The organism is Tistrella mobilis (assembly GCF_039634785.1).
GTDB classification, from domain to species: domain Bacteria; phylum Pseudomonadota; class Alphaproteobacteria; order Tistrellales; family Tistrellaceae; genus Tistrella; species Tistrella mobilis.
In genome coordinates, this window is record NZ_JBBIAB010000011.1 from 73269 (window position 1) to 90293 (window position 17025).

15 protein-coding genes are annotated in these 17025 nt (G+C 69.5%); 4 read left to right on the forward strand and 11 right to left on the reverse strand.

Going from position 1 to position 17025, the window contains the following annotated elements:
* The first annotated feature begins 6 nt into the window (after positions 1 to 6).
* Positions 7 to 1398, forward strand: coding sequence for a tetratricopeptide repeat protein (locus WI697_RS16730; RefSeq protein ID WP_345959229.1), 1392 nt, complete (start codon positions 7 to 9; stop codon positions 1396 to 1398).
* Positions 1399 to 1401: 3 nt separating this feature from the next.
* On the opposite strand, the gene WI697_RS16735 is transcribed toward WI697_RS16730, so the two are convergent.
* From WI697_RS16735 to WI697_RS16750, 4 genes are all read right to left on the reverse strand, one after another.
* Positions 1402 to 2649 carry a site-specific DNA-methyltransferase gene (locus WI697_RS16735; protein WP_372016907.1) on the reverse strand — a complete coding sequence of 416 codons (1248 nt, stop codon included), beginning with the start codon at positions 2647 to 2649 and terminating at the stop codon, positions 1402 to 1404.
* Positions 2646 to 3305: a ribonuclease HII gene (locus tag WI697_RS16740; RefSeq protein ID WP_296709302.1), complete on the reverse strand. Its 660-nt coding sequence runs from the start codon at positions 3303 to 3305 to the stop codon at positions 2646 to 2648. The genes WI697_RS16735 and WI697_RS16740 overlap by 4 nt, the downstream gene beginning before the upstream one ends.
* 129 nt (positions 3306 to 3434) lie before the next feature.
* Complete coding sequence (locus WI697_RS16745; RefSeq protein WP_041604976.1) at positions 3435 to 3839, reverse strand: tellurite resistance TerB family protein; 405 nt, start codon at positions 3837 to 3839, stop codon at positions 3435 to 3437.
* A gap of 49 nt (positions 3840 to 3888) precedes the next feature.
* Positions 3889 to 6858 (reverse strand): ATP-dependent DNA helicase, encoded by a 2970-nt coding sequence (locus WI697_RS16750; protein WP_345959230.1) that lies wholly within the window; start codon positions 6856 to 6858, stop codon positions 3889 to 3891.
* 213 nt (positions 6859 to 7071) lie between these two features.
* Here WI697_RS16750 and WI697_RS16755 point away from each other — a divergent pair, with 213 nt between their 5' ends.
* From WI697_RS16755 to WI697_RS16765, 3 genes are all read left to right on the forward strand, one after another.
* Positions 7072 to 8658 (forward strand): lysine--tRNA ligase, encoded by a 1587-nt coding sequence (locus WI697_RS16755; RefSeq protein ID WP_062761209.1) that lies wholly within the window; start codon positions 7072 to 7074, stop codon positions 8656 to 8658.
* 167 nt (positions 8659 to 8825) lie between these two features.
* Entirely contained in the window at positions 8826 to 9146 is a 321-nt protein-coding gene (locus WI697_RS16760; protein ID WP_345959303.1) for a type II toxin-antitoxin system TacA family antitoxin, read from the forward strand.
* On the forward strand, positions 9134 to 9661 hold the full coding sequence (locus tag WI697_RS16765; protein ID WP_345959231.1) for a GNAT family N-acetyltransferase: 528 nt from the start codon (positions 9134 to 9136) through the stop codon (positions 9659 to 9661). The genes WI697_RS16760 and WI697_RS16765 overlap by 13 nt, the downstream gene beginning before the upstream one ends.
* Here the strand turns inward: WI697_RS16765 and WI697_RS16770 are convergent.
* The 7 genes from WI697_RS16770 to WI697_RS16800 all read right to left on the reverse strand — a co-directional run bounded on the left by WI697_RS16770 (position 9654) and on the right by WI697_RS16800 (position 16942).
* Positions 9654 to 10823, reverse strand: coding sequence for a hypothetical protein (locus WI697_RS16770; protein WP_345959232.1), 1170 nt, complete (start codon positions 10821 to 10823; stop codon positions 9654 to 9656). The genes WI697_RS16765 and WI697_RS16770 overlap by 8 nt on opposite strands.
* Before the next feature lie 127 nt (positions 10824 to 10950).
* On the reverse strand, positions 10951 to 12720 hold the full coding sequence (locus WI697_RS16775) for a sensor histidine kinase (RefSeq protein WP_345959233.1): 1770 nt from the start codon (positions 12718 to 12720) through the stop codon (positions 10951 to 10953).
* 2 nt (positions 12721 to 12722) lie between these two features.
* On the reverse strand, positions 12723 to 13328 hold the full coding sequence (locus WI697_RS16780; RefSeq protein ID WP_062761199.1) for a LuxR C-terminal-related transcriptional regulator: 606 nt from the start codon (positions 13326 to 13328) through the stop codon (positions 12723 to 12725).
* An 86-nt stretch (positions 13329 to 13414) separates the two neighbouring features.
* Complete coding sequence (locus WI697_RS16785) at positions 13415 to 14254, reverse strand: metal ABC transporter permease (protein WP_062761197.1); 840 nt, start codon at positions 14252 to 14254, stop codon at positions 13415 to 13417.
* Positions 14251 to 15111, reverse strand: a complete 861-nt coding sequence (locus WI697_RS16790) for a metal ABC transporter permease (protein WP_345959234.1) — start codon at positions 15109 to 15111, stop codon at positions 14251 to 14253. Before WI697_RS16790 ends, WI697_RS16785 begins: the two co-directional genes overlap by 4 nt.
* A complete protein-coding gene (locus WI697_RS16795) occupies positions 15108 to 16022 on the reverse strand; it encodes a manganese/iron ABC transporter ATP-binding protein (protein ID WP_345959235.1) in 915 nt (304 codons plus the stop codon). Before WI697_RS16795 ends, WI697_RS16790 begins: the two co-directional genes overlap by 4 nt.
* Before the next feature lie 20 nt (positions 16023 to 16042).
* A complete protein-coding gene (locus tag WI697_RS16800) occupies positions 16043 to 16942 on the reverse strand; it encodes a metal ABC transporter substrate-binding protein (RefSeq protein WP_345959236.1) in 900 nt (299 codons plus the stop codon).
* Positions 16943 to 17025 lie beyond the last annotated feature (83 nt).

The following is a 17025-nucleotide window of genomic DNA, read 5'->3' on the forward strand; positions in this document are numbered from 1 at the left end:
CAGGACATGCCGATCAGCCGACAGACCGACCGTCTCGACAATGCCGTGACCACCGGCCGGTCGGGCACCATCGACGGCATCGACGCTTTCATCGGCGGTTTCCTGGGCTACAGGACCGAGGCGGTCGACCTGCTGCCGGCGGCGGATGCCGATCATGATTCGGCCCTGGCCCAGGCCTATGCGGCAGCCCTGCACATGTTCGCCGAGACCCCCGATGCGGTCGCCAATGCCACGCCCTATCTGGCCCGTGCCGAGGCGGCGGCCGGCGATGCCACCCCGCGCGAGCGGCTGACGGTAGAGGCGGTGGGCGCCTGGGTCCGGGGCGACATGCCGCGGGCGATCCGGCTGCATGAAGAGACGGTCAGCCGCTTTCCGCGCGATCTGGTCGCGGCCAAGCTCGGCCAGTATCACGCCTTCAATCTGGGCGACAGCCCGACCATGCTCCGCATCGTCGACCATGCCGTGCCCCATGCGCCCGAGGTGGCGGAGCTGCACGGCATGCGCGCCTTCGCGCTGGAACAGTGCCATCTGATCGACGAGGCGGAGGCGGAAGCGCGCGAGGCGATCCGGCTGCGCCGCGACGAGCCCTGGGCCCATCACGCCATCGCCCATGTCTGCCTCAGCCGCGGCCGCACCGATGACGGGCTCGCCTTCATGCAGGAGATGAGCGAGACCTGGGTCGGGCTCAACTCGTTCATGTCGACCCATAACTGGTGGCATCTCTGCCTGTTCCTGCTGGACCGCGACCGGGTGGACGAGATTTTCGCGATCTATGACGGCCGGGTCTGGGGGGTGTGGAAGGAATATTCCCAGGACCAGATCAATGCGGTCTCATTGCTGATGCGGCTGGAACTGGCCGGCATCGATGTCGGCGACCGCTGGGCCGATCTCGGCACCTATCTGGCGCTGCGCACCGGCGACCATGTCCAGCCCTTCCTGGACCTGCAATATCTCTACGGTCTGGCCCGCGCCGGGTTGACCGGGAAGGCCGATGCCCTGCGGCTGGCGATCCATGCCCATGCCCGCGCCGTGCCGCCCTTCCTGGTGCCGGCCTGGGCCGAGGTGGCGGTTCCGGCCGCCGACGGCCTGCTCGCCCATGCGAAGGGCGAATGGCAGGCGGCGATCCGCGGCCTGGGCCAGGCCCTGCCGCGGATGACCGAGATCGGCGGCAGCCATGCCCAGCGCGACCTGTTCGAACAGGTCTATCTGGATGCCCTGATCCGGGCCGACCGGCTGGTGCCGGCCCAGCAGATGCTGGAACTGCGCCGTGCCGCCACGCCCGAAGTGCCGGCGACCCTGCGGGCCCTGTCGAACGTGTATGGCAGGCTTGGTCTGGATGCCCGGGCCCAGGCGCTGCTGACCCATGCCGACGCGCTGACCCGCCGCTATCGCGGCTGACGCTCAGGTCGTGACCGAGAGGATGGCCGGGATGTCGGTCCCGGCCGCATTCTCTTCTGCCGCATCCTCTTCCGCCGCGGTCAGCGGCTCTTCGGCCATTTCGGCGCGCAGCCGGCGGCGCAGCTCGTCGATCGGGGTCAGCGTGCCGTTGCGGGCGCGGGTGTGCCAGAAGGTCCAGCCGTTGCAGGACGGCCCGCCCGAGGCCTTCACCCCCATCTGATGGATGGAGCCGAAGGCGGCGTTGCGGCCGCGGCCGGTTTCCACCAGACCGTCGGCGCGAACCTTGACCGAATGGCGGGCCTGCCGGTCCCAAAGCTTCGTGCCGACCGGCAGCAGGCCGGTTTCCACCAGCAGGCCGAAGGCGATGCGCGGCTCGCGCTCCACCCCGTCGCCGCCCAGCAGCTTCGGATCCGGCGTCTCGGGCGCCTCGGCAAGGCGCCGCATCGCCAGGTCGACATAGCCCGGGTCGCGCTCGATGCCGATGAAGCGCCGGCCCAGCGCCTTGGCGGCGACACCGGTCGATCCGGTGCCGAAAAACGGGTCCAGCACCAGATCCCCCGGCGCGGTCGCGGCCTGGAGCACCCGGTAGAGCAGGGCCAGGGGTTTCTGGGTCGCATGGGCCTTGCGGCCGTCGCCATCTTTCAGCCGCTCGGGGCCGGAACAGATCGGCAGCAGCCAGTCGCTGCGCATCTGCAACCCGTCATTCAGCCGCTTCAGCGCCTTGTAGTTGAAGCGATAGCGGGTGCGGGCGTCGCGGGCGGCCCAGATCAGGGTCTCGTGGGCATTGGTGAAGCGCCGGCCGCGGAAATTGGGCATCGGGTTGGTCTTGCGCCAGATCACGTCGTTCAGGATCCAGAAGCCCAGATCCTGGATCGCGGCGCCGACCCGGAAGATGTTGTGATAGCTGCCGATCACCCAGATCGTGCCCTGGGGCTTCAGCACCCGGCGGGCCTCGGCCATCCAGGCATGGGTGAAGGCGTCATAGGCGGCGAAATCGGGAAATTTGTCCCAGGCATCCTCGACCGCGGCCACCCGGCTGTTGTTGGGCCGGTGCAGCGGCCCGGCCAGCTGCAGATTATAGGGCGGGTCGGCGAAGATCATGTCCACCGATCCCGCAGGCAGGCGGCGCATCACCTCGATGCAGTCGCCGGCAAGCACGCTGCCGGCCGCGGCGTCGGGGTCGATCGGGTCGATGGGCGCCGGCTCTGCCGGTGATGGAGCGGACGTCCTGTCGCTGCGCCGGCGCCTCATTCGGCCGCAACCTCGTCTGCTGTCGGCTCGGCCTCCACCGGCGCACCGGCGATCAGCCGGGCGATCGGCGCGAAACTGGTCCGGTGATGGCCGGTGGTGCCCTGGCGTTCCAGCGCGGTCAGATGCTCGGCGGTGCCATAGCCGGCATTGTGCGCCCAGCCGAAGCCCGGATGGATCAGGTCCAGTTCGGCCATGATCCGGTCGCGGGTGACCTTGGCTATGATCGATGCCGCGCCGATCGCGGCCGAGCGGCCGTCGCCGCCGATCACCGGCACCGCCGGCACCGGCAGTTCGGGCGTATGGTCGCCATCGACGATCGCGAGTTCCGGCGGCCGGCCGCCGGCATCCAGATCCGCAAAGGCGCGGCGCATGGCCAGCATGCTCGCCTTCAGGATGTTCAGCCGGTCGATCTCGCGCACCGACGCCTCGCCGATGCCGACCCGGGCGCGTTCCATGATCAGCGGGAACAGGGCTTCGCGCTTCTTGCGGCTCAACTTCTTGCTGTCCGCCAGACCCTCGATCGGGCGCGCGGGATCCAGGATCACCGCGGCTGCGACCACCGGGCCCGCCCAGGGGCCGCGCCCGGCCTCGTCGATGCCGACCACGGCCAGCGGATCGGTCAGTTCGCGGACCAGCGCCGCCTCGGCCGCAGCCATGGCCGCGGCCGCCCGTTCACCCCCGCGGCGGCCACGCCTCGTCGGCGCCGCTTCGGTGGTGGGGGCGGCCGGTCTGCGCCTTGCGCGCGACGGTCGGGGCGGGGCGGTTTCGTTCACCGGCTCTGCCGATCAGAGATGGGCATAGCGGGCGCGGACGCCGCGCTCGATCGCAGCCGCGATCAGGCGGTCGATGTTCAGATGATGGCGCAGGATTTCGAGCAGGCGCATCACCTCCTGGCTGACCGAGCCGTTGGCGGCGGCCACTTCGCAGGCCAGCGCATAGGCGGTCTCGCGCAGCTTCGCCGGCAGGTCGGCGGCCAGATGGTCGAGCACGGCATCCAGCCCGTCCTCGTTCTGGAGCATGCCGACGCAATCCGATGCGATGGCGGGCAGCGTGGTCGCGTCGAAATCGCGGAACACGGGCAGGCCCTGCACCGTGTCGCCGATCGCCTTCATCTCGAAATCGGTCATCTCGCGATCGGCGGCGGAGATCAGAACCATGGTGTGGATCAATGCGGAGTGATGAGCAGCCATTTACCGTCAACCGTCGAGGGGCGGGAGATGCGATGAGGAGGTGGTGTCGTCAGCCGGAGATGTCGTCCGGGCGCCGGTTGTCCTGTTGCCGGTCCCCCGGTTTCCGGGCGCCCGGCACCGCCGGTCCCCGATTGTTACCGGAAGCCTCGGGCAGGGGCAAGCCGGCCCCGTCCCGCCGGTCCCGATCCTGGCCGGCTTGCGGGTGCAGAAAGGCACGGGTGCGACGGATTGCCTCGGCGATGCCGACCCGTTCCACCGTCACGCCTTCGGGGAAGGCGGTGGTCAGCCTTGTGGGCAGGGCACCGTCCAGCAGCACGAAGACGCCGCGATCCTCCCGCGCCCGGATCAGCCGGCCGAAGGCCTGGCGCAGCCGCAGCCGGACGATGGCGTCGTCGTAATGGCTGCCGCCGAAGGCGAGCCGCCGGGCCCGGTGCAGAATGTCGGGCCGCGGCCAGGGCACCCGGTCGGCGACCAGCAGGCGCAGCGACCGCCCGGGCACGTCGACGCCGTCGCGTACCGCATCTGTGCCCAGCAGGCAGCTTTCTTCCTCGGCGCGGAAGATGTCGACCAGGGTGGCGGTGTCCAGCGGATCGACATGCTGGGCGTAAAGGGACACCCCCGCCTCTTCCAGCGCCGCCGCGATCCGGTCGTGCACCACGCGCAGGCGGCGCACGGCGGTGAACAGGCCGAGCGCGCCGCCCTCTGCCGCCAGGAACAGTTCGCGATAGGCGGCCGAGATCTGGTCGGCCGAGGACCGGCGCAGATCGGTCACCACCAGGGCCAGCGCCGAGGCGCCGTAATCGAAGGGCGAGGGCAGGCTCAGCGTCTGCGGCGTGCCGGGAATGTGGCGGGCGCCCGATCGGGTGAAGGCCGTCCGCCAGTCCAGACCGTCGCGGGTTTCTGCCGTCGCTGGCGGGTCGCCGTCGCCGTCGCCCTCGGGCGCCGTCGCTTTGGCCCGGGCGGGCAGCCGTCCGCCGGTCAGGGTGGCGGATGTCACCAGCAGGCCGCGGGCGCGCTCGCCGAACACCCGCGCAAAGGGCAGCATCGGGTCGATCCAGCGCCGCTTCAGCGCCACATCGACATCGCGGCCGAAGGCGCGGTCGATGGCCAGCCAGTCGACATGATGGGCGGGCGGGCCCTCTTCCACCGCGCCCAGCATCTCGCGCCAGGATTTGACCAGCCCCGCGGCGCGGCGGCTGATCGCCCGGGCGGTGGCATCGATCCGCGCCCGGTCCCCCGGCTCCAGCGTGTCGGCCTCTTCGTCCAGCATGCCGGCCAGCGCTTCCGACAGCCGGCCGAGCGGCACTTCCAGCAGGCGGAGTGCGGCTTCAAGCTCTGTGGCTGCCACGATGAAATCGGGGGCCGGCGGGGCGACCGGCGCCTCCAGCCCATAGGGCGCATCGGCATCGCCCGCGGCACGGGCAAGCACGGTGCCGCGGGCGCGGGCCAGGAACACCTCGAACGGCCCCTCGGGCAGGCCGTCTTCCAGCCGCTGGCGCCAGCCCTCGGCCGGCAGGGCGCGGGCGGCGCGAATCGCCTCGGCCAGCGCCTCTTCCGCAGCCGGGCGGCCGGCGACCAGATCGCCCACCCGGTCGCGCAGGCCACGGGCGCGGCTGCGGCGCTGGGTCTCGCGGCCGGCGATCCAGCGGCGCAGTTCCTCGCCCTCGCGCCCCGACAGGTCGACGGCGAAGGCGGCATCGGCCGCGTCGAACAGGTGATGGCCCTCGTCGAAGACGAAGCGATCGGGGCCGTATTGATCATCGCCGCCGGTCGCCGCCTGAACCATCACCAGGGCATGATTGGCAACCACGATCCGCGCCCGGCGCGAGCGGCGCTGTGCGCGTTCGATGAAGCAGCGGCGATAGTGCTCGCAGGCCGAATAGATGCACTCGCCCCGATGATCGGTGAGGTCCAGCGTCGCCCGCCGGCCGACCAGTTCCGACAACCAGCCCGGGAAGTCGCCGCCATAAAGCGCACCGTCGCGGGTGGCGCCGATCCAGCGGGCGGTCAGCACCAGCCCCGCCCGGTCGGGGCCGGTATCGGTGCGGCGCATGGCCTCCTGATAGTTCAGCAGGCAAAGATAGTTCTCGCGGCCCTTGCGCACCACCACGCGCCGCGCCTTCTCGTCCGGATCGGGATAGAGCCGGTCGAGTTCGTCGTCGATCTGCTTCTGCAGGTTCTTGGTATAGGTGCTGATCCAGACCGTGCCGCCGTTCTTCTCGGCCCAGAGGCTGGAGGGGGCGATATAGCCGAGCGTCTTGCCGGTGCCGGTGCCGGCTTCGGCCAGCACCAGGGCCGGGCCCTGGCCTTCATGGCGGGCGGCGAAGGCCAGGCTGGCATGCATGGCATAGCGGCGCTGTTCCGGGCGCGGCTCGGCGCCGGCACCGGTCAGCCGCTCCAGCCGCTGCACTGCCTCTTCGGGCAGCACGCCCAGCTGGGTGGGGCGGCCTTCGGGCGGCTGTTCCTGCCATTCGGGCAGCCGCCCCCAGACCTTCAGCCCCCAGCTGTCGGCGGGCGGCACCGCGCCCGAGGCCTGGATCAGCGGCCGGGCCCAGATCCAGCCGGCCTGCGCCGCCTCGTGCAGCAGGGCGGCGGGTTCGGGCAGGCGCAGCTTGATCGAGGCGACCTTGAGCAGCCGGCGGGCGATGGCGCGGATGCAGGCGATCTCGTCCGCGGGATCGGCGCCGGGCAGCTCCACGTCCAGCGCCGCGGCAAGGCCGCGCGCGGTGGGCGGCGGGGTTTCCGCCGGGTTGATGAAGGCGAAGAGTTCCAGCAGGTCGAAGGCTTCGAGCTGGACGGGATCCAGCCCCAGCCGTCGCGCCGTCGCCGGTTTGTGGATCACCAGCGGCTGATGATTGTGCCAGGCGGTCGCCACCCGGTCGGGACGCAGTGCCCGCGAGGTCTCGCCCGGCCGCGCGCTCCAATAGCCGCGGCCGCGACGCGCCACCAGAACGGGTGCGTTCAGCGGGTCGGTGCGGGCGGGATCGAGACCCCGGAAGGCGTCGTCTTGGGCTGGCATCGGGGTCCGGTCGCGGGGCTCGTTCGTCAGGGGTGATGGCTGCGATCGCGCGGGCGTGCCCGTAGGTTATAGGGGTTGTTCGCGTCTTGTACCAGTTCGGCCATGCAGATGAAGCCGGCCTTGTATGAGATCGGCTCGATTGACCCCCGCCGCCGCTGCGCATACCTTCGCCGCGTTCCCATCCATCAACCCTTCGCAGGGATGCGTCCCATCATGACCGTCGATCGCCGTCTCGCGGCCGAGGCCAAGGCCTGGCCGTTCAAGGAAGCCCAGGATCTGGCAAAGCGGCTGGACGGCAAACTGCCCGCGAAGGGCTATGTGCTGTTCGAGACCGGCTACGGCCCCTCGGGCCTGCCCCATATCGGCACCTTCGGCGAGGTGGCCCGCACCACCATGGTGCGCCGGGCCTTCGAGCAGCTGACCGGCATGCCCACGAAGCTGATCGCCTTTTCCGACGACATGGACGGGCTGCGCAAGGTTCCGGACAATATTCCGAACCAGGAACTGGTGCGCGGTGCGCTGGGCAAGCCGCTGACGGCGGTGCCGGATCCGTTTGGCACCCATGCAAGCTTCGGCGCCCACAACAATGCCCGGCTGCGCGCCTTCCTCGATGCTTTCGGCTTCGATTACGAGTTCCGCTCGGCGACCGACTGCTACCGCGCTGGCGCCTTCGACGATGCGCTGCGCCGGGTGCTGGAGCGCTATGACGAGATCATGAAGGTCATGCTGCCGACGCTGGGCGAGGAACGGCAGAAGACCTACAGCCCGATCCTGCCGGTCAGCCCCGCGACCGGCCGGGTGCTGCAGGTGCCGATCCTGTCCTATGACGCCGCCGCCGCCACCATCGTCTTCCAGGACGAGGACGGCACGACGGTGGAGCAGCCGGTGACCGGTGGCCGGGCCAAGCTGCAGTGGAAGGCCGATTGGGCGATGCGCTGGGTGGCGCTCGACGTCGACTACGAGATGTACGGCAAGGATCTGATCCCCTCGGCCGAACTGTCGGGCAAGATTGCCCGCATCCTGGGCGGCCGCCAGCCGAACGGCTTCGCCTATGAACTGTTCCTCGATGCCGAGGGCCAGAAGATCTCGAAGTCGAAGGGCAACGGGCTCAGCATCGAAGACTGGCTGCGCTATGGCTCGCCCGAAAGCCTGTCGCTGTTCATGTTCCAGCAGCCCAAGCGCGCCAAGCGGCTGTATTTCGATGTGATCCCGCGGGCGGTGGACGATTATTACGCCCATCTCCGCGGCTTCCACGCCGCGGACGAGCCGGCGAAGACGCTGGAGAACCCGGCCTGGCACATCCATGGCGGCAACCCGCCGGCAGGCGAGCCGCCGGTCGGCTTCTCGATGCTGCTCAACCTGGCCAGCGCCTGCAATGCCGAGGACAAGTCGGTGCTGTGGGGCTTCATCACCCGCTACGCCCCCGAGGCGACGCCCGAAACCCAGCCCGATCTGGACCGGCTGGTCGGCTATGCGGTGAATTATTACCAGGATTTCGTGAAGCCGCAGAAGCGCTACAAGCTGCCGGACGCGGCCGAGCGCGCGGCGATCGAGGCCCTGGCGGCAAGGCTCGGCGACCTGCCGGCCGACGCCACCGCCGAGGCGATCCAGGACGAGGTCTACGAGGTGGGCAAGGCCCATGGCTTCGAGAACCTGCGCGCCTGGTTCAAGCTGCTCTACGAAGTGCTGCTCGGCCAGGAACAGGGCCCGCGCATGGGCTCGTTCATCCAGCTCTACGGCCGGCCCGAGACCATCCGCCTGATCGAGGACGCCCTGGCCGGCAAATTCGCCACCGCCTGACCGCGGGGGCGGAGATCCGCCAGCGACGGGCCGGACGGGGTGACCTGTCCGGCCCTTCTTCGTCAACACCTTGACGGCTGCGGCTTCAGCGTCTTGGTGAGCGGCGTATTGACGATGTAGATACGCCGAGCCATATTCGGATCATGACCAGGATCCGCAGACCCGCCATGCATGATGCTCCGGATGCCTTCGCGACCACAGTTGCGGAGCGTGGCGCTACGCCGGATACCAAGGCCAGCATCAATCTCAGGATTGATGCCGGAACCCGGCAGCTCATCGACGAGGCAGCGCAGGCATTGGGCAAGACCCGCACCGAGTTCATGGTCGAAAGTGCCCGCAGTCTCGCCATTGACGTGATCCTCGACCAGCGGCTCTTTCTGCTCGATCCGGCGCGTTACGACGCCTTTCTGCAGGTGCTTGATAATCCGCCCGCGCCCGGACCGAAGCTCCGCAAACTCGTCAAGCGGACACCGGCATGGGAGAAATAGGCGGCGAGATCGAGGGTGGAGAGGCGCTGACCTCTCCCCAGCCCCTCAGTCCTGAGCACGATTTATCAACTTTTAGTTGCGGATCGCCTGAGCTGGATGCCTGGCTGCGGCATCGCGCCCTCCGCAACGAAGGCCGTTTCTCAAGAACCTATGTGATGTGCCGCGGCCGGAAGGTGGTTGGCTATTACTGCATTTCAGCGGGGGCTCTCGGGCGTGCTGCCGTTCCCGGCAAGCTGCGTCGGAATGCCCCCGACATGATACCTGTGTCAGTCATCGGCCGTCTGGCGGTCAGCCTGGATCACGCCGGGCAGGGCCTCGGCGCCGATCTGTTGTTGGACGCGTTTGGTCGTATCGCCGCCGCATCTCGCACCCTTGGCATAAGTGCCGTGCTCGTACAGGCGAAGGACGAACGCGCCAAGCGCTTCTACCTGAACTGCGCTGATTTTATCGAGTACCCGGAGGAAAGCCGCCTGCTCCTGCTTCCGATCGAGACGGTCATCGCGGCCTTCAGCTGATGCTGACTGGACGTGTCGGAGAGGCTGAGGAGGGCAGCTCGTCCGCCTCTTTGATCGCCAGCCGGAAACTCTCCACCGGCCGCCCGAAACAGCGTGGTGCCGGGGGTTCGAAGCCGATGCCGGTCATCAGGGTTTCGACCTCGGCGAGGTTGGCGTCGTCGATGACGAACCAGTCGCGGGCGGCGAGGTCGGTGCGGCCCTGGCGGTGGATGGCGTGGTGCAGGGTCATGGCCTCGGCGAAGCAGCCGAAGATGACGCCGCGCGACAGGGTGAGCTTGCGCCACGACAAGGCGCCCAGCACATAGCGCAGCCCCCGGGCATGGCCGTTGCCGGCATCCTGGCGCACCACCACTGCCGTCTGGCGTTGGTAAACCGCCTGATCCAGATTGGCCGGCTCGGCCACATCCACCACCAGCAGGCGGCGGCCGGAGCGGCGCAGCATTGCGATGCCCTCAGCCGTCAGCTTCGACGCGTCGTTATGGGTGCAGGCCACGACCGCGTCCACCCGGCCCACCCGGTCGAGATCGGTGGTGGTGGCGATGCCGAAATCCGAGGCGGTCTCGGCCAGGGCGGCCGGGTTGGCGCCATAGCCGACCACCTCGAAACCGTCGCCGACCAGCCGGCGGGTGATCATCCGGCCCAGAATGCCATAGGGGCAGATCACCATCACCCGTGCCCGGCCGGGGGCGAGATCCGCCCGCGACAGGGCGGCGCGGACGTCGCGGATCAGCAGGCTGGAGGTGCCGTTGTCGCCGATGGTGAAGACCAGGTTGGGGAACATCTCCTTCAGCGCCCGGCCGTCGCGGCCGAACAGCCGCTTGGTGGAGGCGGCGAGCAGCACCGTGCGGGCACCGCGGGCCTCTGCCCACTGGCAGGCGGCGATGAAGCGGTCGCGGGCCTCGCGGCGGCCCTCTCTGGTCATCATCTCGGCCGCGGTGACATAGATGCCGCGCACCCGGCCGGCGACACCGTCCAGATGCATGCGCGGCCCGTTGGCATGGCCCAATACCGGCGCCTTGCGGCCGAAGAAGCGCCGCCGGTCAGCCTCGTCCCGCAGATTGGTGATGAACACTACGTCGACCTCGGGCCGCCCGGCTGCGATCCGCAGCCAGCCCCGCCAGTCCGCAAGGGCCACCATTCCCCGCCAGATGTCACTCAGCATCGTTCTCGTCCCCGTCTGTCCCGCAACGCCCGTCGCGTCGTCATGGCGGCAGACTAGGCCGTGGGGCCGGGGGCGATGAATACGCTCAGGCGCGTAATTCGAGGGGGTCGGGAGCGGTTTTCGCGGCTCAGCGGGGCGTGCGGGGAATGCTGATCGTGAACACGCTGCCCCGCCCGGGCCGCGCGCGGATGTCGAGCCCGAAGCCGGACTGGGCCGACAGCCGCTGCACGATGTGCAGGCCGAGCCCGAAGCCCTCGGCCCCGGCCTGGCCGCCGCCCTGGACGAAGGGGGCGAGCAGGCGGTCGCGCTCTGCCGGGCTGATGCCCGGCCCGTCGTCGTGGATTTCGATCGACAGGAAACCCGGCCGGTGGCGCACCCCGGCGACCACGCGGCTGCGGCCATAGCGCAGCGCATTGCCGATCAGATTGTCGAGGATCCGGGTCAGCACCAGCTGCGAGGCCTCGACCCGGGCGGTCGTCGGCACCAGGCGAAGCCGCATCCGCCGCGCCGCGGCCTGGGGGCCGTGGCGTTCGGCCAGATCCTCGAACACCTCGGCGAGATCCAGCGGCAGCACGGCGGGGGCGCGCCGGGCTCCCTGGATCAGCTCGTCGATCATCAGCCGGGTGAGGTCGAGCGCCCGGTCGATATGCGCCCGGATCCGGCGGTTCTCCTCGTCGTCGCGCATGGCGGTGAGGGCCAGGCGGATCGATTGCAGGGGCTGGGCGAGATCATGGCCCGAGGCGGCGAGCGCCAGCTGCCGCTCATGGGCGATGCGCAGCGCCTGGTATTTCCCGGCCTCGGCGCGGGCGAGTTCCTCGGCATCGATCAGCCGCAACCGCAGCGCCGTTTCGGCCTGTGCCCGCGCCACCCGCAGCCGGTCGGCCAGGGCGCCGGCGAAACAGGCGGCCTCGATCAGATAGCCGAGCTTGGGATAGAGGAAAACATCGCCCCCGGGCAGCGGAACCCCGCCCACCACCCCGGCCCCGAAGGCGAGGTTCACGAACAGCACCAGCGCGGCGGCACCGGCCAGGAAGAAGCGGGCACCGGCCACCCCGTCCCGCACCGCCCCCAGACCTGCGATCAGCAGCAGGGGCGTGTAGAGCACCGAGAGCGCGAAAAGCGGTGTCAGCGTCCCCGTCAGGAAGAAGACCGCGAAGCCCGCCGGCACCGCCGCCACGATCAGGAGCATGGCCCGGCGCAGAAGCGGCGCGCGCCGGCGCAGATCGAGCAGACGGATGGTGAAGGCCAGATGGGCGAGCTGCACCCCGCCCATGAACAGGATCGGTGCCACCTGGTTCCAGCCCGGCGCCTCTGGCCAGAGATACATGAAGCCATAGCCGCCGATCTGGGCCAGGAAGGCGAGCACCATGCCGCAGGTCGCGACATAGAGCAGGTATTCCGGGCTGCGCAGGGCGAAGAAATGCAGCAGCGCCACCACGATCATCGTCACGAACAGGCCGAGCAGCACACCGTCGAGCAGATGCCGCGTCGCCTGCCAGTGGTCGTAATCCGCGGCCGTGCGGAGCCTGAGCTGAAGGGGCGTGTCGGCATGCAGCCGGTAGCCGACCACCAGTGTCGAGATGCCGGGCGGAAGCTGCACGGGCATGGCCAGCATCGGTGCCGCGATCGGGCGGGTGGCGAAGCCGCTGTCGGGGGTCTGGACCAGCAGCAGGCGGCTTTCCCCGTCATGGTCGAGCCGGACGACCAGCGCTTCGGCATCGGCAACCCCGAAGCTCAGCACGAAATCCCCCGCCGCCTCCCCCGCCGCCGCCGTCTCTACCGGCAGGGTGATCCAGCGCAGTGGCCCGGTTGCGGGCGAGGCGACGGCCGCGGCGGCGAAGACGAGCGGCAGCAGGGCCGGGATCATCGTCAGCAGCCGCAGCATCCCGGCCGCCATGGTCAGATCAGCCCCAGTTCGGTGGCGCGGTTGATCGCCTGGGCGGCGCTGCCGACGCCGAGCTTGCGGAACAGGTTCTCGCGATGCTTGGCGATGGTCCGGTCCGACAGGTTGAAGCGGGCGGCGATCTCGGCATTGCCCAGCCCCTGGCAGACCAGCCGCAGCACCTGATATTCGCGCTGGGTGAGCGACAGCGCCTCTGCCCCGGCCGCGATCCCCTCGCGGATCGCCTGGGGCAGCACCTGCCGGCCGGCGGCGACCGCCTCCAGCGCCTTCAGCAGGGTTTCGGCATCGCCCGCCTTGGGCAGCACGGCATCGGCCCCCGCTTCGACCAGCCTTGCATGCAGCACGCCCGAGGTGGTGCCGGTCAGGATCACGATCCTGAGCGCCGGAAACCGCTTCTTCAGCCAGGCGGTCACCGCGGTGATCTCGGCCCCCGGCATCTGATAATCCAGCACCGCCAGATCGGGGGCATGGGTCTGGACCAGCCGGCCGATCTCGCTCCCCGATGCCGTCTCGCAGACGATGCGGTGCGGGGTGCGCGCCTCGATCAGCATGCGGATGCCATCGCGGAAGATCTCGTGATCATCGGCGAGAAGAAGCTTCATGCGCGCGCTGCACCCCGGGTCCTGGCCGCGGCACCGGGCGGGCCGCAGGACGTTCAGAATAGCCGGGCGCTGCAGACGGCGCCATGTCAGCCGCGTGCCGCGATCGCCGCCCGTTGACCCGATATGGCGAAGGCCGCCACGAAGCCGGCCGCCAGCAGCAGCACGATGGTCGGCGCCGGTGCCGCATCGATGTAGAAGGCGGCGATGAGGCCCGCTGCCGAGGCGCCGGCGGCCACCGCCACGGCGACCAGCAGCATCCGCCCCAGGCTGCGGGTGACCAGCAGGGCGATGGCGCCCGGGGCGATCAGCAGGGCGATGACCAGGATGATGCCGACGGCGGCCAGGGCGCCCACCACCGTCGCCGAAATCAGGCAGAGCAGGCCGTAATGCAGAAGCCGGGTCGGCAGCCCGACCGCGCGTGCCTGCACCGGATCGAAGGCATGGAGCTGCAGGTCGCGCCATTTGACGGCGATCGCCGCGGTGGTCACCAGCGCGATCCCGCCGGAGAGCAGAATGTCGGCGCGCGCGACGCCCAGCATGTCGCCGAACAGGATATGGTCCAGATGCACATCCGGGCGGATCCAGACATAGAGCACCAGCCCCGCGCCGAACATGCCCGAATAGACCACGCCCATCACCGTATCGGGCTTCACCCGGGAATGGTCGCCGATATAGCCGGTGCCCACCGCACAGGCGAGACCGGCGGCAAAGGCGCCGGCGACATAGGGCAGGCCCAGCGCATAGGAGATCACCACCCCCGGCAGCACGGCATGGGAGATGGCATCGCCCAGCAGCGACCAGCCCTTCAGCACCAGAAAGCACGACAGCAGCGCTGCCGGCACCGCCACCAGCAGCGAGATGATCAGCGCGTCGGCCATGAAGCCGAAGCGGAAGGGGGTGATCAGCAGATCGATCGCGGTGGTCATGCGACCCTCCCTTCGGCCGACGACATCCGCCGCCGCCGGGCGGCGATCAGCCCGTGGCGCGGCGCGAACAGGAAGGCCGCCAGGAAGATCAGGGTCTGCAGAACGACGATGATCCCGCCGGTGGCGCCGTCCAGGAAATAGCTGGCATAGGCGCCGGCCAGGCTGGTGAGCGAGCCGATCAGGCCGGCGATGATCAGCAGCCTTGGGAAGCGGTCGGTGAGCAGGAAGGCGGTCGCCCCCGGCGCCACCACCAGCGAGATCACCAGAAAGGCGCCGACGGTCTGGAGTGCGGCGACGGTTGCGGCTGAGAGCAGGGTGAAGAAGACGAGCTTGAGCCGGGTGACCGCAAGACCGATCGAGCGGGCATGGATCTCGTCGAAGAACACCACCATCAGGTCCTTCCAGATGACCGCCAGCACGGCAAGCGTGACCGCCGAGATCAGCACCAGCTGGACCCTGTCATCAGGCGTGACCGCCAGGATGTTGCCGAGCACGATCGCCTGCACATCCACCGGGACCGGCGAGACCGAGACCATGAACAGGCCGAGCCCGAAGAAGGCCGAGAAGATCAGCCCGATCACCGCATCCTCTTTCAGGCGGCTGCGGCGGCGGATGAACAGCATCGCGCCGGCCGCGAGCCCGCCCGCCAGGAAAGCGCCCAGCGAGAAGGGCAGGCCGATCATCCAGGCGCCGGCCACGCCCGGCACGATGGCATGGGACAGCGCATCGCCGATCAGCGACCAGCCCTTCAGCATCAGATAGCACGAGAGCAGGCCGCAGACCCCGCCGACCAGGGCCGAGACCCAGATCGCGTTGACCATGTAGTCATAGGCGAAGGGGGCGAGCAGGGTGGTCATCGCGCCACCTCCACATCTCCCGATCCGTCGCGGCGGGTGGTGGTACGGCCGCCGCGCAGCAGCAGCGGCCGCTCGTCATCGGTGATCACGCCCAGCGACCGGCCGTCGGCACCGGCCGCCTCCAGCACCACATGGCGGAGCGCGCCGCCGAAAGCCGCTTCCAGATTGCGGCGGGTGAAGACCTCGGCCGTCGGCCCTGCGGCGAGCACCGTGCCCTTCACCAGCACGCAGCGGTCGCAGAATTCGGGCACGCTGCCCAGATTATGGGTGGAGACCAGCATCACCCTTCCCTCGTCGCGCAGGGCTTCGAGCAGGGCGATGATCTGGTCTTCGGTGCCGACATCCACCCCGGTCATGGGTTCGTCGAGCAGGATGACCCGGGCATCCTGGGCGATGGCGCGGGCCAGGAAGACCCGCTTCTTCTGCCCGCCCGACAGCTCGCCGATCTGGCGGCGGCGGAAGGCGGTCATGCCGACCCGGTCGAGTGCGGCCGCGACGGCGGCATGATCGCGCGGCCTGGCCCGGCGCATCAGCCCCATATGGCCGTAGCGGCCCATCATGACCACATCCTCCACCAGCACCGGGAAGGTCCAGTCGACCTCCTCGCTCTGCGGCACATAGGCGACCAGATTGGCCTTGAGCGCCTGGGCGGCCGGCCGGCCCAGAATGCTGATCCGCCCGCCTCGCGGCCGGACCAGCCCCATGATCGCCTTGAACAGGGTCGATTTGCCGGCACCGTTGACGCCGACCAGCGCGGTGATGCTGCCGGGCGGGATCCGGAAGCCGGCATCGCGGAGCGCGGTCAGGCCGTTGCGATAGGTGACGGTGACGCCCTCGACCTCGATACCGGCGACGGTTTCGGGGAAACGGGTGCGGGCGCGGGCGGCGGTGCGGGGAAAGGACGGGGTCATCGCACGGGCATCCTGTCGGATCAGGGACGGGAGAGTTCGTCGGCGATGCGGCCGGCGGTGACGCGAAGCAGGTCCAGATAGGTCGGCACCGGCCCGTCGGCGTCGGTCAGCGTGTCGACATAAAGCACGCCGCCATAGCGCGCGCCCGTCTCGCGGGCGACCTGACGGGCGGGATCGGGCGAGACGGTGCTTTCCGAGAACACGACCGGGATCCCGTGCGCGCGCACCGTATCGATCACCCGGCGGACCTGCTGGGGCGTGCCCTGACCATCGGCATTGATCGGCCAGATCCAGGCTTCCTTCAGCCCGAAATCGCGGGCGAGATACGAAAAGGCGCCTTCGCTGGTCACCAGCCAGCGCCGGTCCGGCGGCAGGGCCGCCAGCCGTTCGCGGATCGGTGCCGCCACCGCATCGATCCGGGCTGCATAGGCGGCGGCATTGGCGGCATAGGTTGCGGCGTGGCCCGGATCGGCGGCCGAGAGGGCGTCGCGGATATTGGCGACATAGATCTTCACCGCCTCGGGCGACATCCAGGCATGCGGGTTGGGCTTACCCTCATAGGGGCCCTCGGTGATGCCGATCGGGCTGATGCCGTCCGAGACGGTCGCGGCCGGCACCTCGCCCAGGTTGCGCAGGAATTTCTCGAACCAGAGTTCGAGGTTGAGCCCGTTGCGCAGCACCAGCCCGGCCCCCAGGGCCCGGCGGATGTCGCCGGGGGTGGGGCTGTAGGTATGGATATCGGCACCGGGCTTCGTGATCGACACCACCTCGGCCGCATCGCCCGCGACATTGGCGGCGATGTCGGCGATCACCGTGAAGGTGGTCAGCACCTTCAGCTTTTCGGCCGCCTGCGCCGGCAGGGCCGCGGCGCCGGACATCACGAGGGCGAGCAGAACGGCGGCGATGGAACGCATGCCCATGGTGGGGCCTCATCAGAGAATGATACTCATTCTCAGATCTACGCCTCTGGCCTGAATTTGCAAGTTAGAATTATTCTTAAATA